Consider the following 21,149-nt stretch of genomic DNA (forward strand, 5'->3'; position numbering starts at 1 on the left):
CCACGCCCGAGGGGACGCCTGCGCGAGGCGAGGCGAGGCCCGGCCTGTCCCGGGGAACGCCCGCGGGCAGTCGCGATGGGGGCACCCCCACGTGGATTGTCCCGAGAGAGGCGCCCCCGGCCGGGCGGTCAGGTCGCCGCGACCGGCACCGGGGCTTGCGCGTGTGAGATCGGCTCGTCGCCGGATTGCGCCGGGCAGGTCCGGTTGCGACCGAGCGACTTCGCCTCGTAGAGGGCGGCATCGGCCCGGCGGAACAGGTCGCCCGGCGAGCCTCCTTCGAGGGGCAGGCCGGCGGCGAGGCCGATGCTGACGGTAATCGGGCCGATGTCGCCCCCCTCGGCTTCCACGGCGAGCCCGGCGACGGCCTCGTGCACCGCCCGCGCGACGATGGCGGCGCCGGGAGCGTCGGTGCCCGGGAGGAGGACGGCGAATTCCTCGCCGCCGACCCGGGCGACGAGGTCGCTCGGCCGCCGGGCGCTCGCCGACAGGGCACCGGCGAGGGCCTGCAGGACGAGGTCGCCGACGGCGTGGCCGTGGCGGTCGTTGTAGCGTTTGAAGTGGTCGGCATCGACCACGAGCAGGGCGAGGGGGCCGCCTGCGAGGCGCGCCGCCGCCCAGAGCCGCCCGAACGTCTCCTCGAAGTGGCGCCGGTTGGGGAGGGCGGTGAGGACGTCGGTGCGGGAGAGCTGCGCGAGTTCCGCCTCCACCGCGTTGCGCCGCCGCAGCTCCCCGCCGACGAGGAGCGAGAGTCCCATGGTCGTCCCGCACAGCGCGAGCACGATGCAACCGATCACCAGGGCCTTGAGGCGCCACTCCGCCTCGATCTCCCGGGTGGAGAGCGCGACGTTCAGCATGAGCGGCAGGGTGCCGACCTGGGTGAAGGTGTAGAGGCGCTCGATGCTGTCGCTCGGGGTCAGGCCGACGAAGCTGCCGCGCCCGTCGCGCAGGAAGCGCTGGACGTTGGGCGAAGTCGCGAAGTTCGGGGCCAGCTCGGCGTTGGGCTCCGGGTAGCGCACGATCCGGGTGCCGTCGTGGAGAAAGAGGTTGATCGTCCCCGCCCGGCCGAGCTCGATCCGATCGAACAGGCGGCTGAAATAGGACAGCGACAGGCTGCCGAGGACGACGCCGCCGAACGACCCGTCGGGCTTGTCGATGCGACGGCTGAGAACGATGATCGGCGCGCCGGTGAGCTGCGAGACCAGAGGCTGGCTGATGTAGAGCCCGAGATCGGCCCGTGCCTTGTGCGCCTGGAAGTAGACCCGCTCGGCGTTGTTCACCCGACGGGCCGGCCAGGCGGCGGCATCGAAGGCGGTGTCGCCGTTCTCGTCGAGGACCAGCATCACGCCGAGATCCTTGGCGTTGACCGCGCGGTCGAACAGGATGCGCTGGCGAAACTGCGGCTCGAGCGTCTCGAGGCCGGGCAGTGCCATGTTCTCGACGACGGCGCGCAAGGCGAGATCGATGATCTCGACGTTGCGGTCGATATCGCGCTCGATCACCTGGAGCAGGTTGCGGGAGGTCTGCTCCGCCCTGTCCCAGGCATCGCGGCGCAGGTCGAGCAGCATCAGGCTGCAGACCACGACCATGCCGAGGGGTGCCAGGATCCCGACCATGACCCAGGTCCGGGACGACCGCAGGCAGCGCCTGAGGTGTGTCATCGGGCTCGTGATCGCGAAGCGGTGCGCCGGATCGGGCTCGATGACGCCGCGATGGTTCGATCGATGCCGGGCGGCATGGGCAGAGTGCGGTCCATGACCCTGCACGATGACGACTGCGCCCTCACGGCAACATCGACGTCGAGGGCTTGCGGAATCAGTAACGACGATCGCACGGCCGAATAGATCCGAATTAATCTCGGGCATTACCCTCTAGCAAATGCGGGTGCATCCGAAAATAGAGTATTTATTCCTCTACGACAATCCTACGTCAGGCCGCCCGCACCGTCGCCAGGAACCGCGCGACCTCGGCGGTCAGGTGCTCGGACTGGCGCGACAGCTCGGAGGAGGCGGCCAGCACCTGGCTCGCCGCCGCTCCGGTCTCCTCGGCTGCGCCCGCCACGCCGGCGATGTTCCCGGTGACCTCGGTGGTGCCGACCGAGGCTTGCGAGACGTTGCGGACGATCTCCTGCGTCGCTGCCCCCTGCTCCTCCACGGCCGCGGCGATCGAGGTCGCCACGGCGCTGATCTCGCGGATGCGCCCGGTGATGCCGTCGATCGAGGAGACCGCCTGGGCGGTGGAGGCCTGGATGCGCACGATCTGCTCCGAGATCTCGCTCGTCGCCTTGCCGGTCTGCTCGGCCAGCGCCTTCACCTCGGAGGCGACGACGGCGAAGCCCTTGCCGGCCGCCCCCGCCCGGGCGGCCTCGATCGTGGCGTTCAGGGCGAGCAGGTTGGTCTGGCTCGCGATGGTCGAGATCAAACCGACCACGTCGCCGATCCGCGACACGGCGGCGGTCAGCTCCTGCACCTGGGCTCCAGTCCGGTCGGCCTCGGCGACGGCGCGCTGCGCCAGCTCGGCCGAGCCGCCGACCTGGCGGCTGATCTCCTGGACCGAGGCGCCGAGTTCCTCGGCGGCGACCGCGACCGTGCCGACATTCGCGGCGGCCTGTTCGGCGGCCGCCGCCACGGCGGTCGATTGTGCCGCGGTCTCGGCCGCCGTGCCGCTCATGGAGCTCGCCGTCACCTGCAGCTCGGTCGCCGCGGACGCCACCATGCCGATGACGCCGCCGACCGCCCTCTCGAAACCGTCGGCCATCTCCCGCATGGCGTATCGGCGCTGCTCCTCGGCCGAGGCGCGGGCGCGGGCGGTCTCCGCTTCCAGCGCCCGGGTCCGGGCGAGGTTGTCTTTGAACACCTGGAGGGCGGCCGCCATCTCGCCGAGCTCGCTGCGCTCGCCGGCATTCGGCACCGGGGCGGCGGCATCCCCCTCGGCCACCACCCGCATCACGCCGGCCATGCGCCGGATCGGCACCGAGATCGAGGAGACGGCCATCCACGAGATGGCGAGCGTGACCGCGACGACGAGGGCGAGGACGACCGCGATCGCGAGACGGGCGCTCTCGCCGAGGGCATCGGCCATGGCGGCGGCCCTGCGACCGAACGCATCGTTGAACTGGACATCGGCCTTGAGGGCGGCACGGGCGGCGTTGAGCGCCGGCAGCATGCCGTCGAGGAGGTAGTCGGACCCGCCCTTCTCGTCGCCGCTGCCGAGGCGGCGCAGATACTCCTCGCCCATCCGCGAATAGGCCGGCACCGTCGTCTGGATTGCCTGCCACAGGGCCTCTTCGCCCGGGCTGACATTGGGCGCGTACTCCTTCAGGTCGGCCTCCACCGCCGCCATGGTCTCGCGCAGGCGCCCGAGGGATTGCGGCCGCCGCTGCTCGCTCGACAGGAGATAGGCCAGCTGCCGGCTGCGCAACGCCTCGAAGTTGGTCGCCAGGCGCCCGATGATGCGGGTCGAGGGCAGGGCGTTCCCGCCGAGCTCGCCGACCGCGGCGCGCAGCTCGCCGAGCCGGTGGTAGCAGAAGCCGCCCAGCCCGAGTGTCAGCACCAACAGCACGGCGAGCGAGGCGACCAGGCGCGTCCGGATCGTGAGATTCGACAGCATGGCAATGAGACCAATGGCGGATGCAGCATTACGCGGCAAAACCCTTAAATTCCAATTAACATCGCCACAAAGTCGCTCAATTAGTAATCACCCCCCGACAACCAGGGCTTGTCGTAAATCAAATTTTCTCATTCGATTTCATTATTAGGTCGCACTACACATCCTGCCGCAAGCAAAGCTGTCGTCAATCGCGCGAACCAACACAGCAACCGGCGCCGGATGACCCAAATGTCGATCCACTTCCGACGACTGTCCAACTCGGCGAATTCAGAGGCTGTGGGCGTCGATCATCATGGCGCGCGGCCTCCGACGACGCGGCGGCGGCCCGTGAAGAACTCCGGGATCGAGACGGCGTCCTCGGCGACGGCCGGCAGCGAGATGCCGGCGCCGGCCGCAGCCTGCCCGGTCGGCGCGCCCGCGCCGGGCGTCCGATCGCCGGCGGATCGTATTCTCGGGGACCGGACGGACGCCGCCCGACCGGGCCTGCCTGCCCGATCGACGCGGGAGCGCCTGCGGGCCGCGACGCGCCCGCGGCGCGGCCGGCGCCGAACCCGGACCTCCCCGGCGAACGGCGCTCAGATCCGGTGCATCTTCCGGAAGCGCAGGGGCGACACGCCGTACCACCGGCTGAAGGCGCGCACGAAGGCACTCGGCTCGGAGTAGCCCAGGCTGTAGGCGATCTGCGCGACGTCGAGCTTGCCCTCCAGAAGGGTTCTGCGCCCCTCCGCGCGCCGCACCTGCTCGACGAGGTCGGCGAAGCTGGCCTGCTCCTCGACGAGGCGCCGCTGCAGCATGCGCGACGGCATGCGCAGGGCGCGGCCGGCGCCGTCGAGGGAAACGCTTCCGCTGGCGATGTTCTCGCGGATGTAGTCCTCGGCCTTCGCGGCGATGGACTGGGCCGACTTGAGGAAACCGAGGGACTTGATGTTGTGGCACAGGAGCCGCAGCAGGGTCGGGTCCGCCTGCGGCATCGGGGCGACGGCCCGCTCCGGCCGAAAGAGCAGGGCGTTGGTCCGGCTCTCGAAGCGCACCGGCGCGCCGAAGGCGGCCTCGATGCTGCGCCAGTTCTCCGTCCTGGCCTGTTCGAGATGGACCTCGTCCGGGCACCAGTCCGGGCCGGAGCAGTGGCGAAACACGTTGCAGAACATGCCGAGCGTCAGCACCGCGTCCTGGTCGCGGTGCGCGATGCGCGCGTCCTCGATCCTGTAGGTGAGATGGTAGAACGGGTTGGCGAAGGTCAGCGCGGTCGTGGTCTCCTGCTGGTGGTAGCGGAAGTGGCTGGCCAGGGTCTCGGCCGCGTGCAGGGCGTTGTCCGACGACAGGGCGATGTAGCCGATGAGGCCGAGCTGGCTCGGCAGGAACTGCTGGCCGTAGGCGAGGCCGAAATTGTCGTCGCCCGAGCGCCGGGCCGCGAGATCGAGGACGGTGCAGTACCCGTCGAGGCTCAACGGCGCGACCGGATCGGCGAGGCTCGCCGGGTCGATGCCGGCCTGGCCCAGGATCGCGTCCAGGCAGAGCCGGCGGGATTCGATGAAGCTCGCGAGCCCCGTCGCGGCGGCGGACAGGAGCTTCGGCGTGCCGGCGGCGTGGGCGGGAGCGGCCATGCGGGCGGTCTCCTCCAAAAGACCCTCTGCAACGCGCGGCGAGCGAATGCAGGACAAGACGTACGGTTCACGTGATTGCATTTCTTGGGCCATTCAGGCCTGTGCCGGGACGTGCGCACGCCCGGCTCAGGTCCAGGCGACCGTCCGTGTCGTCAGGTGTCAGTTTTTCGGATTCCCCTGTCAATCCGGTCGGACGGGCGAGGTGCTAAAAGACATGCCTGCTTCACGCTAACGATCGATGTCGCTTCGGTTCCGTTACGGCTCACCGGAGTTGAGGGGCAAGCGCCATGGCAACCTATCACTGCACGCTGGGCGGCGAACGCCACAATTTCGCGGATCTGAGAACCCTGCTCGCCGCCGCCTCGGCGCCGAAATCCGGCGATGCGCTCGCCGGCCTCGCCGCCGAGAGCGCCAAGGTGCGCATGGCCGCGCGCTTCGCCCTCGCCGACCTGCCGCTCAAGACCTTCCTGGAGGACCTCGTCGTCCCCTACGAGGACGACGAGGTGACCCGCCTCATCGTCGACACTCACGACCGGGCCGCCTTCGCCCCCGTCTCCTCCCTCACGGTCGGCGGTTTTCGCGATTGGCTGCTCTCCGAGGCGGCGGACGCCGCCGCCCTCGCCGCCCTGGCGCCGGGCCTGACGCCCGAGATGGTCGCGGCCGTCTCGAAGCTGATGCGCAACCAGGACCTGATCGGCGTGGCCCGCAAGTGCCGGATCGTCACGGCGTTCCGCACCACCCTCGGGCTCGACGGGCGCCTCGCCACCCGGCTCCAGCCCAACCATCCCGCCGACGACACCCGCGGCATCGCGGCGAGCACCCTCGACGGTCTGCTCTACGGCGTCGGCGACGCGGTGATCGGCATCAATCCTGCGACCGACAACGTGGCCAACGCGGTCGCCCTGATGGAGATGCTCGATGCCCTGCGCCAGGAATACCGAATCCCGACCCAGACCTGCGTGCTCACGCACGTCACGAACTGCATCGAGATCATGAACCGGGGCGCACCGGTCGACCTCGTGTTCCAGTCGGTCGCCGGGACGCAAGCCGCCAATGTCGGCTTCGGGGTCGACCTCGCGGTGCTGCGCGAGGCCTACGACGCCGCCCGGGCCCTGAACCGCGGCACGGTCGGGCACAACGCGATGTATTTCGAGACCGGCCAGGGCGCGGCACTGTCCTCGGGCACCCATCACGGCGTCGACCAGCAGACGGTCGAGACCCGCGCCTACGCGGTCGCCCGCGCCTTCGAGCCGCTGCTGGTGAACACGGTGGTGGGCTTCATCGGCCCCGAATACCTCTACGACGGCAAGCAGATCATCCGGGCCGGCCTCGAAGATCATTTCTGCGGCAAGCTGCTCGGCCTGCCGATGGGCTGCGACGTCTGCTACACGAACCACGCCGAGGCCGACCAGGACGACATGGACGACCTGATGACGCTGCTCACGACGGCGGGCTGCACCTTCCTGATCGCGGTGCCCGGCTCCGACGACGTGATGCTGAACTATCAGAGCCTGTCGTTCCACGACATCCTCTATCTGCGCTCGCTGCTCGGGGTCCGGCCTGCCCCCGAATTCGAAGCCTGGCTCGCCGAGATGGGCGTGACGGGGAGCGGCGCCCGTGCCCCAGCGCCGCTCGAGGCCCGCTTCGTGCGCCAGCTCGTCGATGGACGGGTGGCATGAGCCGGCGCGACGACGAACATGCCCTTGGCGAACGCGCCCTCGGGAAGGGCGCCCTTTCCGAAAAAACTCCGACCGGGGGGGCCCGCCCCGCTCTCGCCGATCCGTGGGCGGTCCTCCGCACGCTGACGCCGGCCCGCATCGGTCTCGGCCGCACCGGGAACGCCATCCCGATGCGGGCCGTGCTGGAGTTCCAGTACGCGCACGCCCTGGCGCGGGACGCCGTCCACGACGCCCTCGACACCGCCGCCCTGTGCAGAGGCCTCGCGCCGCTGCCGACGATCCAGGTCGCCAGCAGCGCCCCGGATCGCGCCACCTACCTGCGACGCCCGGATCTCGGCCGGACGCTCGCGCCGGAGAGCCACGCGGCCCTGGCCGATCTCCCGCCGGCCGAGATCGCGATCGTCGTCGCCGATGGGCTCTCGGCCACCGGCGTGCAGGCGCATGCGGCGGCCCTCGTCCATGCCTGCGCGGCGGAGCTCGCCGGATTCAGCCTCGCCCCGGTGGTCGTCGCGACCCAGGGGCGGGTGGCGCTCGGCGACGCCATCGCCTCCCGCCTCGGCGCGGCCCTCTGCGTGATGATCGTCGGCGAGCGGCCCGGCCTCACCGTCTCCGACAGCCTCGGGATCTACCTGACCTTCGGTCCCCGGCCCGGCCGGCAGGATTCGGAGCGCAACTGCATCTCCAACATCCACCCCAACGGCGGCCTCACCGCCGGTCAGGCCGCCCGCAAGCTCGGCTGGCTCGCCCGCGAGGCCCTGCGCCGACAAATCTCCGGCGTCGCCCTCAAGGACGACATGCCGGCCGCCCTCGCGGCCGAGCCCGGCACGCCGCTTCTGTCCCCGCCCTGAGGGGCGGGACCACGACAACGACAACAAGAAGAAACGACATCGAGCATCGCTGGATAACAGGGGACGAAATCATGACAGAGGCACCGGTTCATCTTCACAAGGGGCTCAACGCGTTTCACCTCTGGGGCATCGCCGTCGGCCTGGTGATCTCCGGCGAGTATTTCGGCTGGAGCTACGGCTGGGCCCAGGCCGGGACGCTGGGCTTCCTCGTCACCACGACGGCCGTGGCGCTGATGTACGTTGCCTTCATCTTCAGCTTCACCGAGCTGACGACCGCGATCCCGCAGGCGGGCGGCCCCTTCGCCTATGCCTTGCGCGCCTTCGGCGAGACCGGCGGGGCGATTGCGGGCTTCGCGACCCTGATCGAGTTCGTCTTCGCGCCCCCGGCCATCGCCCTCGCCATCGGCGCCTATCTCAACGTCCAGTATCCGGGGCTCGACCCGAAGCACGCGGCTCTGGGCGCCTACATCGTGTTCATGGGCCTCAACATCGTCGGCGTGCAGATCGCCGCCACCTTCGAACTGGTGGTGACGGTCCTGGCGGTCGGCGAGCTCCTGGTCTTCATGGGCGTCGTCGCCCCGGCCTTCAGCGTCTCGAACTTCGTCGCCGGGGGCTGGGCCGGGCAGGACACCTTCGGCCCCGCCGCCATCGGCGGCATGTTCGCGGCGGTGCCGTTCGCGATCTGGTTCTTCCTCGCCATCGAGGGCGTCGCCATGGCGGCGGAGGAGGCCAAGGACCCCAAGCGCACGATCCCGATCGCCTACATCACCGGCGTGCTCACCCTCACCGCGCTCGCCTTCGGGGTGATGCTGTTCGCGGGCGCCGCGGGCGATTGGAAGTCGCTGGCCGATCTCAACGATCCCCTGCCGCAGGCGATGAAGCGCGTCGTCGGCGAGTCGAGCGGCTGGCTGCACATGCTGGTCTGGCTCGGGCTGTTCGGCCTCGTCGCCTCCTTCCACGGCATCATCATGGGCTATGGCCGGCAGATCTTCGCGCTCGCCCGGGCCGGATTCCTGCCCCGCATCTTCGCCCGGCTGCACCCGCGCTTCCAGACCCCGCACCTCGCGACCCTCGCCGGCGGCGCGGTCGGCATCGCGGCGATCTACAGCGACAACCTCGTCAGCATCGCCGGCCAGTCGCTCACCGCCAGCATCGTGACGATGGCGGTGTTCGGGGCGCTGACGATGTACATCGTCAGCATGGCGGCCCTCTTCCGGCTGCGCCGCACCGAGCCGACCCTCGCCCGGCCTTACCGTGCCCCGCTCTACCCCGTGGCCCCGCTGGCGGCGCTCGCGATGGCGGTGGTCTGCTTCGTCGCCCTCGTCGTCTACAACCTGCAGATCTTCGTGATCTTCGCCCTCGTGATCGCCGCCGGCACCGGAACCACCCTCGTGATCCGGCGCCGTCGCACGGGCGTCCCGGTCGGTCCTGCCGGCGAACTGGTCTGACGTCGGTCGGCCCCCGATGAAGGGGGCCGGACGCCGCTCCATCCCGTCCGGCGGGCGGGAGGGGGCACGCAGCGCGAAAAAGCGCGGCGCCCGCTCATCTCGTCCATGGCCTTGCCGTCGCCATCCTGCCAGTGTCGCATGTCCGTCGGGCAGTGGAACGCAACAGTCGACCACCTCATGCCCCAGGGACCGGGCCGACCGAACGGAGTGTTAACCAGATTAACGTAGAGGGAGAGGGTCCGAATTTTCGGAGCGGTGCCGTTGACCGCGCGGCCCGTCTTCTACCCTCCGGCCTCCGAGACCGCACGATGCTCAAGCTGACAAGCATAAAATCGCGGCTGACGCTGGGTGGCGGCATCGTGGTGGTCATCGCGACGGCGACCGTGACGCTTGCCGGTTCGTTCTTCATGTACCGGTCGGCGGAAGAGGCGGCCCGCCGCGAGATGCGGACCCTGCTCGGCCGCTACGCCAACGAAGTGTCCCTGAAGATCACCGAAGGGTCGAAGGTCGCGGAGACGACGGCGAACGTCGTCTCGGGGCTCGTCGCGGCCGGCCGGCCCAACCGGGCCGCCGTCGAGCAGTTCATGGCGAACATCGTCGCGAGCAACAAGGACATGCTCGGCCATTCGGTGATGATGGAGCCGGATGCCTTCGACCGGAGCGACAAGGATCTCGGCCGGTTCGTCCCCTACGCGTTCCGCAAGCCCGACGGGTCGATCGGCCGTGAATCGGTCGTGATGAACGACGAGAGCGGCATGCAGGAGTGGTACGTCAAGCCGCTGCGCAGCAACGCGGCGCGTCTGCTGAACCCCTACAGCTACGCCGTCGACGGCAAGCAGATCCTGATGACGACCGTGGCGGACATCGTCCGCGACCGGGGCGGGGCGCCGATCGGCGTGGTCGGCGTCGACCTGTCGCTCGCGCGGATGCAGGATTTCGCCAGCCATCTCGTTCCGCTCGGCGTCGGGCGGATCATGATCGTGGCCGGCGGGTCCTGGGTATCGCACGCGGAGACCGCGCTTCTGGGCAAGCCGCTCGACCGGCCGGACCTGACCAAGCTCATCGCAGCGGCGAGCCAGGCCGACGAACCGGTGATCGAACTCGCGACGCGGGACGACGGGACGCAGGATTTCGTCTCGGCGATCCCGATCCACTTCCCGGGTCTCGCCGATCGCTGGCAGGTCGTCATGACCATCCCGCACGACGCGGCCATGGCGGGTGCCCGATCGACCCTCATCACGATGGTCGTCGCCTCGGTCGTGATCCTGCTGGCTCTCCTCGCCGGCATCTTCGTCGCGGCCGGCTCCTTCGTGCGGCCGATCAACCGGGCGACGCGGCGGATGATCGGGCTGGCGAACGGCGACGTCCAGGCCGAGATCCCCGACCTGACCCGCCGCGACGAGATCGGCGACATGGCCCGCGCCGTCGCGGTGTTCCGCGACAACGCCATCGCCCGCCTCGATCTCGAAGCCGCCCAGGCCACCGAGCAATCCGCCCGCCAGCGCCGCGCCGACCGGGTCGACGCCCTGGTCCGCGCCTTCCAGCAGAAGGTCGCCCGCTCCCTCGAGATCGTCACCTCGGCGGCCACCGAGCTCGACGCCACCGCCCGCTCGATGACCCAGGTCGCCGACACCACCAACCGCCAGGCCGTCGCCTCCAGCGCCGCCGCCGAAGAGACCTCGGTCAACGTGCAGACCGTCGCCTCGGCCGCCGAGGAGATGGTCTCCTCGCTCCACGAGATCCAGCGCCAGGTGCTGCGCTCCAACGAGGTGGCGTCGCACGCCGCCCGCGAGGCCGAGGCCTCCGGCTCGGCAATGGCCGAACTCGGCACCGCCTCCGAGCAGATCGGCGCGGCCGTGACGACGATCTCGTCGATCGCCGCGCAGACCAACCTGCTGGCGCTGAACGCCACCATCGAGGCGGCCCGGGCCGGCGAGGCGGGCCGGGGCTTCGCGGTGGTGGCCGCCGAGGTCAAGGAACTGGCCGGCCAGACCGCCAAGGCGACCGAGGAGATCGGCGGCCAGATCACGGCGATCCAGGCCGCGACCGGGCGTGCCGGCGAGGCGATCCTGCAGATCGGCCGGACGATCGCGTCGATCAACGAGATCTCGGGGATGATCGCCTCCACCGTGGTGCAGCAGACCGAGGCGACGACGGAGATCTCGCGCAACGCCGCGGAGGCGGCGCACGGCACCCAGGACGTGTCGGCCAACGTGGCGCGGGTGCTGACCTCGGCGAACGAGACCGGCAGCGCGGCGACGCAGGTGCTGGGGGCGGCGGCCGAGCTGGCGACGCAGTCGCTCAGCGTGAAGCAGGAGGTCGACACCTTCCTGCGCGACATCCAGGCCGCCTGACCGGAGCGGGGAGAAGAATGCGGCGCGGCGGGAGCGCAGGGGGGAAACGTCTCCTGCGCTCCCGCCGCGCTCAAACAATGTCCGGTGTGCCGCAGCACGCCCGATCCCGGACAAGGGACCGAGCCAGTCGGACCGTCGATCTTGCGTAACGGCATGACGCAAGATAACGTGATACGACTCGTCGAAGCATGCATGGCGGCCGGACATCGCGACATAATCCATCCGACCCGAATGGGGGGATGACCCGGGGGACGGAGATTCCTCATGCGGCGGCCGGCCGATCGCTCCCGACGGGGGGAGGGGGGGGTCGCATGAGCACGCCGATCACGCCGGACGACCTGCCGATTTATGTGCCGGGGATACGCACCGACGACAGCGCGCACCTGTGCTGGGACGGCGTGCGGCTGGTCGGCTACCGCTATACCGGCTCCGACGTGGGGATTCCGCCGCTGCGCGACAACGCGCTCGTCGCCTATCGGGCGGGAGCCAGCACGATACATCGGCGCTGCACCGGCGCATGGCAAACGGACGAGGCCAGACCCGGCGCGGTGTCGCTCCTCAGCCACGCACAGGATTCCCATTGGCGCTGGAGCGAGACGATCGAGGTGTTCCACCTCTACCTCTCGCCCGCCCTCATGGCCCGGACCGCCACCGACCTCTACGCGCGCGAGATCGGCGCGGTGGCCCTGCGCGACGTCCTGGCGGCCGACGATCCGGTCCTCGCCGGCCTTGTCGCGGGCTTCGCCCGGGAAGCCCGGGAGGGCCGCGCGCGGGACGGAGAGGTGGGGAAAGGCGGCCTCTACGTCGAATCCCTGCGGCAGGCCGCCTGCGTCCACCTCCTGCGCCATTACGCCGAAGTGCGCTTCCGCGAGCCCGAAGCCCGGGGCGGCCTGTCGCCGGCCCAATGTCGCCGGCTGTCCGCCTTCATCGAGGACAGTCTCGGCCAGTCCCTGACGCTGGCCGACCTCGCGGGCCTCGTCGGCCTCAGCATCTTCCATTTCACCCGGAAGTTCCGCGGGAGCTTCGGCTGTCCGCCTCACGCCTACGTACTGCGCCGGCGCCTGGAAGGCGCGAAGCGCCTCCTGGCCCGACCCGACCTGCCGCTCAAGGTCGTCGCCGCCGAGTGCGGCTTCGCCGACCAGAGCCACATGACCCGGGCCTTCCGCAACCTGCTCGGCACGACCCCGGCTTCCTACCGCCGGCACATCACCGGGTGATCGCGCCCGGCCGACCACTCGCTGGCACGCAGCAAGTTTGAACAACGCAGGCGTTCGCCTCCGTTCAAGACACTCCTCAGATCGACAGGCTTGATGCGCGGACACCCGGATCATCCGGGACGCACCAATCCGGGACGCACAAGTCCACGCACCGAGATCCGGGACGCCAGAGCCGGATCGCGGTGACATGATCGACGGGAGGACAGTCATGCCGCGGTTGTCGCGCAAGGTCGCGATCATCACGGGCGCCGCGGGCGGCATCGGATCCGCAATGGCGGTGTCCTTCGCCCGCGAGGGCGCCACGCTGCTCCTCGTCGACCGGGACGAGGCGGCGCTGAACGGGCTCGTCGCCCGGATCGGGCCTGAGCGGTGCAGCACCTGCGTCGCCGACATCTCCGATCCGGAGGATGTCGAGCGGGCGACCGCCACGGCCGTCGACCGCTACGGGCGCCTCGACATCCTGATGAGCAATGCCGGGATCGAGGGCCGGGTCCTGCCCCTGGCCGAGTATCCGCTCGACGCCTTCGATCGCGTGATGGCGGTCAATGTCCGCGGGGTGTTCCTGTCCCTGCGCGCCGCGATGCCGGCGATGCAGGAGAGCGGCGGCGGCAGCATCGTCATCACCTCGTCGATCGCCGGCCTGCGCGGCTTTGCCGGCCTGTCGGCCTATGCCGCCAGCAAGCACGCGGTCCTCGGCCTCATGCGCTGCGCCGCGCTCGAAGGGGCGGCGTACGGCATCCGGGTCAACACCATCCATCCCTCGCCGATCGAGACCCGGATGATGCGCGCCATCGAGGAGGGCGCGGCCCCGGGGGCGGCGGAGGCCGCCAAGGCCGAGTTTGCCGCCAGGATCCCGGCCGGCCGCTACGGCACGCCGGAGGAGGTCGCGGCACTGGCCCTGTTCCTCGCCGGCGACGAGAGCGGGTTCTGCTCGGGCGGAGCGTATTCCGTCGACGGGGCGATGTCCGCCGGCTGACCGGAGCCGGCCGAGCCAGACACTTCATCATCCCACCATCCCGATGGAGACAGACATGTCCGACGTGACGTCGCCCTCGCGCGCGCCCGGTTCCGCCGACGCGCCCCTCGTCCTCGATGCCGCGGTGATCGGTGCCGGCGTCGCGGGGCTCTACCAGCTCTACCTGCTGCGCCGGCAGGGCCTCGCGGTGCGGGCCTTCGACACCGCCTCGGATGTCGGCGGCACCTGGTACTGGAACCGCTATCCCGGCGCACGCTTCGATTCGGAAGCCTACATCTACCAGTACCTTTTCTCGGAAGAGCTCTACAAGGACTGGAGCTGGAGCGAGAAATTCCCGGCCCAGCCGGAAATCGAACGCTGGATGCACTACGTCGCCGACCGGCTCGACCTGCGCAAGGACATCCAGTTCGAGACGACGATCACCGCCGCGCATTTCGACGAGGCGACCGGGCGCTGGCGGATCACCACCGATGGCGGACAGGTGATCGATGCCCGCTTCCTGATCACCTGCTGCGGCATGCTCTCGGCCCCGCTCACCGGGATGTTTCCGGGTCAGGACAGCTTCCAGGGCCAGGTCTTCCACACCGCGCGCTGGCCGAAGGAGCCGGTGGACTTTTCCGGCAAGCGGGTCGGCGTGGTCGGCATCGGCGCCACCGGCATCCAGGTGGTGCAGACCATCGCCGACAAGGCCGGCCATCTCTCGGTCTTCGTGCGGACGCCGCAATACGTCCTGCCGATGAAGAACCCGACCTACACGCCGGCCGACCAGGAGGCCTACAAGGCGAAGTTCCACGATCTGGCCGCCCGCATCCCGCACACCTTCTCGGGCTTCGAATACGAGTGCGACAACGGTGCCTGGGCCGACAGGACCCCGGAGGAGCGGCAGGCGATCCTCGAGGAGACCTGGCAGGACGGCTCCCTCAAGCTGTGGCTCGCCGCCTTCGCCGAGATCTTCGTCGACGAGGCGGTCAGCGCGGAGGTCTCGGAGTTCGTGCGCGCCAAGATGCGGGCGGAGCTGAAGGACCCGGCGCTCTGCGCGGCGCTGATCCCGACCGATTACGGCTTCGGCACCCACCGCGTCCCGCTCGAGCGCGGCTTCCTCAAGACCTTCCACCGGCCGAACGTCGCCCTCGTCAGCGTCAAGGACAACCCGATCGCCGCCATCACCCCGACGGGCCTGCGCCTGGCCGACGGGACCGAGCACCCCCTCGACATCCTGATCCTCGCCACCGGCTTCGATGCCGGGACCGGCGCCCTGACCCGGATCGACATCCGCGGCCGCGGCGGGCGCTCCCTGAGGGAGGAATGGAGCCGGGACATCCGCACCACCCTGGGTCTCCAGGTGCACGGGTATCCGAACCTGTTCACCACGGCGGCGCCGCTCGCCCCCTCCGCCGCCCTGTGCAACATGACGACCTGCTTGCAGCAGCAGACCGAATGGATCGCCGCCTGCATCGCCTCCATGCGCGAGCACGGCCTCGCGGTCATCGAGGCGGAGGAGGCGTTCCAGGACCAGTGGGTCGCCCATCACGACGAGATCGCCGCCGCGACCCTCGTGACCAAGACGAACTCCTGGTACATGGGCTCGAACGTCGAAGGCAAGCCGCGGCGGTTGCTCTCGTATATCGGCGGCGTCGGCGCCTATCGCCAGCAATGCGACCAGGTCGCGGCCAACAACTACGCGGGTTTTAGCCTTCGCTAGAGCACTTCGCGATTGCGTTGCCATCGCGAAGCTCTCCAGGTTTTTGCTTTTGAAGCATTTTCTGCGACGAACCGGTATCCACTTCGTCGGAAAATGCTTCAGGGCCTGATCGGTGCGGGCCGGGGCGGGGCCCACACGCGCCCTCGGACCGCGCTTCCCCTTCCCCGACCACACGAAAGAGTTCGACCATGACCGGCTCAGCGATTCCGGCCGCCTTCGCGACGGCGGCCGACACCATCCTGCGCGGCGCGGTTGCGACGGACCAGGGCGTCTCCGGCGTCGTCGCCATGGCGACGGACCGGGAGGGCACCGTCTACGAGGGCGCCGCCGGCACGCGCCGCCTCGGCGAGGAGGCCGCGATGACGACCGACACCGTCTTCGCGCTGTTCTCGACCACCAAGGCGGTCACCGGCACGGCGGCGTTGCAGCTCGTCGAGGAGGGCCGTCTCGACCTCGACGCGCCGGCCCGCACCTACCTGCCGGAGATCGGCCAGCTCCAGGTCATCGACGGCTTCGGCGAGGACGGGACGCCGCTCCTGCGGGCGCCGAAGCGCGACATCACCACCCGGATGCTGCTGACCCACACCGCGGGCTTCGGCTACGACTTCTTCAACGCGACCTATGCCCGGCTCGCCGCCGAACGGGGCCAGCCCAGCGTCATCACCGGCTCCAAGGCCGCGCTGACGACGCCGCTGCTGTTCGATCCGGGCGAACGCTGGGAATACGGCAGCAACCTCGACTGGTGCGGCCAGATCGTCGAGGCGATCACCGGCGAGCGCCTCGACGAGGTGTTCCGGGCCCGCATCTTCGAGCCTCTGGGCATACGCGAGACGGCCTTCTCCCTGAGCGAGGCGTTGCGGGCGCGGGCGGCCGGCATGCAGGCCCGCCAGGCCGGCGGCGCCCTTTCGGCGATGCCGTTCGAGCTGCCGCAGGACCCGGAGGTGCAGATGGGCGGCCACGGGCTCTACGGCACGGTCGGCGACTACATGCGCTTCATCCGCATGTGGCTCAACGACGGGCAGGGGGAGGGCGGCCGGGTCCTGAGGCCCGAGACCGTCCGCATGGCGGCGCAGAACCACCTCGACGGCCAGCGCGTGACGATGATGCCGGGGGTGATCCCGGCGTTGTCCAACGACGCGGAATTCTTCCCCGGCCTGCCGAAATCCTGGGGCCTGTCCTTCATGATCAACGACGCCCCGGCGCCGACGGGCCGTCCGGCCGGCGCCCTCGGCTGGGCCGGCCTGGCCAACCTGTTCTACTGGATCGACCGCACGTCCGGCGTCGGCGGTTTCTGGGCGACCCAGATCCTTCCCTTCGGCGACCCGGCCTCGTTCGGCGGCTACCTCGCCTTCGAGACGGCCCTGTACCGGGCCCTGCACGACGTATCTTGAGCAGACTTGCATTGGGGGCCACGCTTCGTCCGCTGAGGTTCTTGTTTTGTCGCAGATGTTCGGCGCCGAACCGGTAACCAATTCGGCGAAATCTGCTTAGAGGATCTTCCGACGACACGGGTAACGGGTCGTCGCAGACAATGCGGCACAATCGAAGATCCGGAGCAGCGTCCGGTTGCAACGCGACCGCGTGCTGCTCCAGGGACACAGGTTGCCGCTCTTTCAGGGGCATACACGCATCCCTTGCGTCATGACCACAAGTCATGCCAATTTATCCGGCACATGTCTCGCCTGACGCCACCTGTCGTGTCGGTTATCCGATAATATTACTAGATCGACGCTTCGCCGATCGGCCGTGTTCGTTCGCGGCATCGATCCATTTTTGTGGTGCTGTTGTTCGAGTCGCGTCGGGAAAACCGCTCTCCGCATCGGCAGCAAGGGGCTGGGCTGCCGATCGGCGGCGTTCAATGCAAGCCATGTGGGGGGAATGACCAAGATGACGACTGAGTCGAGCCGGGCCGCCGGCGCGCGGCGCGTGGTCCGCGCCTGGGTCGGGCTGTGCCTGACGCTCCTTGCCGCAGCGGCAGGCCTGCGGGCCGCCCCGGCGGCGGCGCAGGAGATCATGCCCTACGAGTTCACGCCGCTGCCGGCGGGCACAAACCTGGCGCTCGGCTATTACGCCTACGGCCACAACACCGATTACAGCATCGCCCGGGGTCCGACCTTCCGCGATTCGGGCCTCGAGACCCATATCGGCATCGCCCGGCTGGTGCATTACGACGAGATCGCGGGCATCCGCGGCGGCGTCCAGGTGTTCCAGGCCTTCGGCGGCCTCCAGGATGCGCGGATCGGGGGGCAGCGCCTCGAAGGGGCCTTCGGCGCCCAGAACATCGGCCTCTCGGCCTTCGCCTGGCCCTACATCAACGAGGCCTCGAAGACCGCCGTGATCGTGGTCGGCTTCCTCAATCCGCCGACCGGGACCTACGACCGCTTCGCCCCCCTCAACCTCGGCGACAACCGGGTGCGGGGCACGGTGCAGGTCGGGTTGCAGCAGGGCTTCGGCGAGCAGTTCGGCCTCGATCTCGCCTACGACGCCCAGTTCTACGGCGACAACGACCGGCCCTTCCCGGGCGGCGGCGTCCTGAGCCAGGGAACCACGCACCGCATCCAGGCCTGGGCGAACTGGCGCTGGAACGCGGCCTTCACCACCTCGCTCGGCTATACCGGCACATGGGGCGGCGAGCAGCGGATCGACGGCATCCTGACGGGCGCCCGCACCAAGATCCAGCGCATCCGCGCCCATACCGGCTACTTCATCGACCCGACCCTCCAGGTCGGCCTGGAGCTCAACCACGACCTGCGCGCCGTCGGCGGCTTCAAGCAGGAATTCGGGGCGATCGTCCGGGTGCTGAAGGTGTTCTGAGCGGATCGGAGATCCGCGCGCGGCGGCCGTTCGGCCTGAGCGTCAATAGTTGATCGTCGCCCGCAGGCCCATCACGGTGGCGTTCTTCAGCCGGCGGCCATCCTCGCCGGCGAGCCCGCCGCCGGGCCGCATCACGAGCTGCAAGTCGGGCTGCACCGTGAAACCGGGCACCACTTCGGCCTGGTAGGTCGCCTCGATCACCACCTCGCTCGACCGGATCGGTCCTGTGCCCTGGCCGAACAGGATCGTGTCCCGGTCGAAGGCCCGGGCCGCCGGGCCGATGCGGGAATAGATCACCCCGAGCGCCACGGTGTCGTTGGGCCGCCCCGGCAGCAGGCCTTTGTAGGCGAGGCCGCCATCGAGATAGAAATCGATCAGGTTGCGGTCGCCCGGCACCCTCGACAGCCGCAGGAAGGCGCTCGCGCCCTCGTCCTCGGTGCCGGGCTCGCGGTAGAGCGTCTGGTCGATGATGCCGTAGACGCCGCGGTCGCCGCGAAAGCGCCGGGCGACGCCGCTCGCTTCCGGGTCGGCGAGCAGCCGGCCAGATACGCTGTCGAGGCGCGGGCTGTCGAAGCCGCCGAAATGCTGCCAGCCGCCGAGCGTCGCGGTGCCGTGCAGGGCCTCGCCCCAGAGATCGAGCGTGTAGGCGTACGCGACCTCGCCGATCAGCAGGGGCGGATCGCTGGTCCGGAAGCTGGTCCCGCTGCGGTTGATGCGCTGCGGGTCGGTGTCGTCGCCCCGGCGCAGGCCCGCGGGATCGCCGTTGAAGAGCGCGGCCTGGATCGACAGGTGCGGGTCGGGGACGTACTTGACCCGCACGGCCGGGGTCGCGAGCGGATAGATCGGCCCGCCGCTCGGCAGCACCACGGCACCGATATTCGGCCAACCGAATCCGGCATTGAAGAACACCACCGCCGACTGGGCGATGGCGAACTCGGTATCGGCCGAGACCTGGCCGACCTTGATCGAGAGCGTGTTATCGAACAGGCTCTGCTCGAGCCACAATTCAAACAGCCGGGTTGCCGGCAGCGCCTCGATGCCGCTCACCGTCGTCAGGTTGTTGACGTAGGAGCGCGACATCCCGTGGCCGTGGATCTGGAAGAAGTCGGTGTGGAACTTCGCTCCGGTCCATCCGGCGAGCCTGTCGAGATCGACGTCGAGGGAGGTGTCGAGGCGCCCGCCATAGGTGACGCCGCGCCGCAAGCCCCCGCGCAGGTTGGCCAGCCCCTCGCCGATATAGGTGATGGTGGTGGTGATGCCGCGCTCGGCGAGGAAGGCGCGGGTGCCGAACGGGTCGCCATAGGGGCCCAGCGACGACTGGATCGAGCCGCCGATCGTCAGCGACACCTGATCGGAGGTGCGCGCCTGGGCGATGGCGGTCTGCGGGTCGCCGCCGGCGCCCGTGAGGGGAAAGCGGGCGAGGATCGGCAGGGTCGGGGCCGGCGCGGCCTGCTGGGCTGCGGCCTCGCCCGCGGCGAGACCGACGAGACCCAGAATCGCCGCGCGCCAGTCCGCCATGCCGCGCTCAGTACCGCGCCGGCACGTACATTTCGGCCGGAACCGGGCCGCGGACGTAATCGGGGTTGCGCACCCGCTCGGGCAGGTGGACGGGCGCCCGCTCGACGGTGCCGTGGGGCACCTGCTCCAGCAGGTGGCTGATGCAGTTGAGGCGGGCGCGCTGCTTGTCGACGGCGTCGACCACCCACCAGGGCGCCTCGGGGATGTGGGTGCGGGCCAGCATGTCCTCCTTGGCCCGGGTGTAGCTCTCCCAGCGCCGGCGCGATTCGACGTCCATCGGGCTGAGCTTCCACTGCTTGAGCGGATCCTGGATCCGCATCTCGAAGCGGTGGGCCTGCTCGGCATCGGTGATCGAGAACCAGTACTTCACCAAGACGATGCCGGAGCGCACCAGCATGCGCTCGAACTCGGGCACCGAGCGGAAGAACTCCTCCACGTCGGCCTCGGAGCAGAAGCCCATCACCCGCTCGACGCCGGCCCGGTTGTACCAGGAGCGGTCGAACAGCACCATCTCGCCGCCGGTCGGCAGGTGGCTGACGTAGCGCTGGAAGTACCACTGGCCGCGCTCGCGCTCGCTCGGGGCGGGGAGGGCGGCGACACGGCAGACCCGGGGGTTCAGGCGCTGGGTGATGCGCTTGATGACGCCGCCCTTGCCGGCGGAGTCCCGCCCCTCGAACAGCACCACGACCTTGAGCTTGTGGGTCTGGACCCAGTCCTGGAGCCGCACCAGCTCGTGCTGGAGCCGCAGCAGCTCGCGGAAGTAGAAGCACCGGTCGAGCTCCGGCCCGGCGCCCTCGCGCGGCGGCACGAGGCCGGCGAGGCGCTCCTCCTCCATCTCGAGTTCCAGCTCCTCGTCGTAGGCCTCGGCGATCTCGCGCCGGAGCGCCGCGATGAGGGTCGCCTGCGACGTGCCGTCCAACTCGCTCATGGTGGTGTGTCCCGCTCCCGTTCGTCCGACCGGAAGCCTTACCCGCCGTCCCATGACACTATCGAGAAGCCGGCCGCCGGGACCGCAACGGCCGGGCTCGCTGACGATGGGGAAAGGAAAGTGGTGGGGGAAGTAGGACTCGAACCTACGAAGGCATAGCCAGCGGATTTACAGTCCGCCCCCTTTGCCGCTCGGGACATTCCCCCACGCTGCCGTCGCCGGCAGGGGCCGCCGCGCGAGCAGCGGGTCCGTATGATGGAGCGATCCGCGTCCCGCAAGACGCCGGAAGCCGCCCCGACCCGTGCCGTCGATGCGGATCGGCATCGCTCAACGACGGGTTGACCTGAAAACTGAATGGTGGGGGAAGTAGGACTCGAACCTACGAAGGCATAGCCAGCGGATTTACAGTCCGCCCCCTTTGCCGCTCGGGACATTCCCCCACGCTGCCGTTACCG

The 21,149-nt window shown here is 69.7% G+C and carries 14 protein-coding genes and 2 tRNA genes; 9 read left to right on the top strand and 7 right to left on the bottom strand.

Features of this window, described 5'->3' with window-relative positions:
• Positions 1-128 precede the first annotated feature (128 nt).
• The 3 genes from miv_RS22755 to qhpR all read right to left on the bottom strand — a co-directional run bounded on the left by miv_RS22755 (position 129) and on the right by qhpR (position 5,210).
• The gene (locus miv_RS22755) at positions 129-1,613 is read right to left on the bottom strand and encodes a sensor domain-containing diguanylate cyclase (RefSeq protein ID WP_207179025.1); all 1,485 of its coding nucleotides are present in this window, start codon (positions 1,611-1,613) and stop codon (positions 129-131) included.
• Between the two features lie 313 nt (positions 1,614-1,926).
• Positions 1,927-3,606, bottom strand: a complete 1,680-nt coding sequence (locus miv_RS22760) for a methyl-accepting chemotaxis protein (RefSeq protein ID WP_207179027.1) — start codon at positions 3,604-3,606, stop codon at positions 1,927-1,929.
• Positions 3,607-4,181: 575 nt separating this feature from the next.
• Positions 4,182-5,210, bottom strand: coding sequence for an AraC-like transcriptional regulator QhpR (gene qhpR, locus miv_RS22765; protein WP_048430746.1), 1,029 nt, complete (start codon positions 5,208-5,210; stop codon positions 4,182-4,184).
• Positions 5,211-5,497: 287 nt separating this feature from the next.
• On the opposite strand from qhpR, the gene miv_RS22770 reads away from it, so the two are divergent.
• The 9 genes from miv_RS22770 to miv_RS22810 all read left to right on the top strand — a co-directional run bounded on the left by miv_RS22770 (position 5,498) and on the right by miv_RS22810 (position 18,248).
• A complete protein-coding gene (locus tag miv_RS22770) occupies positions 5,498-6,889 on the top strand; it encodes an ethanolamine ammonia-lyase subunit EutB (protein WP_207179028.1) in 1,392 nt (463 codons plus the stop codon).
• On the top strand, positions 6,886-7,737 hold the full coding sequence (gene eutC / locus miv_RS22775) for an ethanolamine ammonia-lyase subunit EutC (RefSeq protein WP_207179031.1): 852 nt from the start codon (positions 6,886-6,888) through the stop codon (positions 7,735-7,737). The genes miv_RS22770 and eutC overlap by 4 nt, the downstream gene beginning before the upstream one ends.
• Positions 7,738-7,808: 71 nt before the next feature.
• On the top strand, positions 7,809-9,185 hold the full coding sequence (eat, locus tag miv_RS22780) for an ethanolamine permease (protein ID WP_207179033.1): 1,377 nt from the start codon (positions 7,809-7,811) through the stop codon (positions 9,183-9,185).
• Positions 9,186-9,493: 308 nt separating this feature from the next.
• Positions 9,494-11,539, top strand: a complete 2,046-nt coding sequence (locus miv_RS22785; protein ID WP_244748659.1) for a methyl-accepting chemotaxis protein — start codon at positions 9,494-9,496, stop codon at positions 11,537-11,539.
• Between the two features lie 311 nt (positions 11,540-11,850).
• Positions 11,851-12,756 carry a helix-turn-helix transcriptional regulator gene (locus miv_RS22790; RefSeq protein ID WP_058617005.1) on the top strand — a complete coding sequence of 302 codons (906 nt, stop codon included), beginning with the start codon at positions 11,851-11,853 and terminating at the stop codon, positions 12,754-12,756.
• 208 nt (positions 12,757-12,964) lie between these two features.
• Positions 12,965-13,732, top strand: a complete 768-nt coding sequence (locus tag miv_RS22795; RefSeq protein WP_244748661.1) for an SDR family NAD(P)-dependent oxidoreductase — start codon at positions 12,965-12,967, stop codon at positions 13,730-13,732.
• A gap of 55 nt (positions 13,733-13,787) precedes the next feature.
• Positions 13,788-15,434 carry a flavin-containing monooxygenase gene (locus miv_RS22800; protein ID WP_207179037.1) on the top strand — a complete coding sequence of 549 codons (1,647 nt, stop codon included), beginning with the start codon at positions 13,788-13,790 and terminating at the stop codon, positions 15,432-15,434.
• A gap of 188 nt (positions 15,435-15,622) precedes the next feature.
• On the top strand, positions 15,623-16,825 hold the full coding sequence (acmB, locus tag miv_RS22805) for a methyl acetate hydrolase AcmB (RefSeq protein WP_207179039.1): 1,203 nt from the start codon (positions 15,623-15,625) through the stop codon (positions 16,823-16,825).
• A gap of 496 nt (positions 16,826-17,321) precedes the next feature.
• Entirely contained in the window at positions 17,322-18,248 is a 927-nt protein-coding gene (locus miv_RS22810; protein WP_207179041.1) for a transporter, read from the top strand.
• A gap of 42 nt (positions 18,249-18,290) precedes the next feature.
• On the opposite strand, the gene miv_RS22815 is transcribed toward miv_RS22810, so the two are convergent.
• From miv_RS22815 to miv_RS22830, 4 genes are all read right to left on the bottom strand, one after another.
• Positions 18,291-19,766 (bottom strand): carbohydrate porin, encoded by a 1,476-nt coding sequence (locus miv_RS22815; protein WP_207179043.1) that lies wholly within the window; start codon positions 19,764-19,766, stop codon positions 18,291-18,293.
• A gap of 7 nt (positions 19,767-19,773) precedes the next feature.
• Positions 19,774-20,694, bottom strand: a complete 921-nt coding sequence (gene ppk2 / locus miv_RS22820) for a polyphosphate kinase 2 (protein WP_207179044.1) — start codon at positions 20,692-20,694, stop codon at positions 19,774-19,776.
• Between the two features lie 121 nt (positions 20,695-20,815).
• Positions 20,816-20,900 (bottom strand) — tRNA-Tyr (locus miv_RS22825).
• Between the two features lie 149 nt (positions 20,901-21,049).
• Positions 21,050-21,134: transfer RNA gene (locus miv_RS22830), tRNA-Tyr, on the bottom strand.
• Between the last annotated feature and the right edge of the window lie 15 nt (positions 21,135-21,149).

Source organism: Methylobacterium indicum (genome assembly GCF_017347565.1).
GTDB classification, from domain to species: domain Bacteria; phylum Pseudomonadota; class Alphaproteobacteria; order Rhizobiales; family Beijerinckiaceae; genus Methylobacterium; species Methylobacterium indicum.

Bases quoted from the DNA above. Each gene is read 5' to 3' on its own strand.
- miv_RS22755 (WP_207179025.1), bottom strand. From the start codon at position 1,613: ATGGTCGGGATCCTGGCACCCCTCGGCATGGTCGTGGTCTGCAGCCTG.
- miv_RS22760 (WP_207179027.1), bottom strand. From the start codon at position 3,606: ATGCTGTCGAATCTCACGATCCGGACGCGCCTGGTCGCCTCGCTCGCC.
- qhpR (WP_048430746.1), bottom strand. From the start codon at position 5,210: ATGGCCGCTCCCGCCCACGCCGCCGGCACGCCGAAGCTCCTGTCCGCC.
- miv_RS22770 (WP_207179028.1), top strand. From the start codon at position 5,498: ATGGCAACCTATCACTGCACGCTGGGCGGCGAACGCCACAATTTCGCG.
- eutC (WP_207179031.1), top strand. From the start codon at position 6,886: ATGAGCCGGCGCGACGACGAACATGCCCTTGGCGAACGCGCCCTCGGG.
- eat (WP_207179033.1), top strand. From the start codon at position 7,809: ATGACAGAGGCACCGGTTCATCTTCACAAGGGGCTCAACGCGTTTCAC.
- miv_RS22785 (WP_244748659.1), top strand. From the start codon at position 9,494: ATGCTCAAGCTGACAAGCATAAAATCGCGGCTGACGCTGGGTGGCGGC.
- miv_RS22790 (WP_058617005.1), top strand. From the start codon at position 11,851: ATGAGCACGCCGATCACGCCGGACGACCTGCCGATTTATGTGCCGGGG.
- miv_RS22795 (WP_244748661.1), top strand. From the start codon at position 12,965: ATGCCGCGGTTGTCGCGCAAGGTCGCGATCATCACGGGCGCCGCGGGC.
- miv_RS22800 (WP_207179037.1), top strand. From the start codon at position 13,788: ATGTCCGACGTGACGTCGCCCTCGCGCGCGCCCGGTTCCGCCGACGCG.
- acmB (WP_207179039.1), top strand. From the start codon at position 15,623: ATGACCGGCTCAGCGATTCCGGCCGCCTTCGCGACGGCGGCCGACACC.
- miv_RS22810 (WP_207179041.1), top strand. From the start codon at position 17,322: ATGACGACTGAGTCGAGCCGGGCCGCCGGCGCGCGGCGCGTGGTCCGC.
- miv_RS22815 (WP_207179043.1), bottom strand. From the start codon at position 19,766: ATGGCGGACTGGCGCGCGGCGATTCTGGGTCTCGTCGGTCTCGCCGCG.
- ppk2 (WP_207179044.1), bottom strand. From the start codon at position 20,694: ATGAGCGAGTTGGACGGCACGTCGCAGGCGACCCTCATCGCGGCGCTC.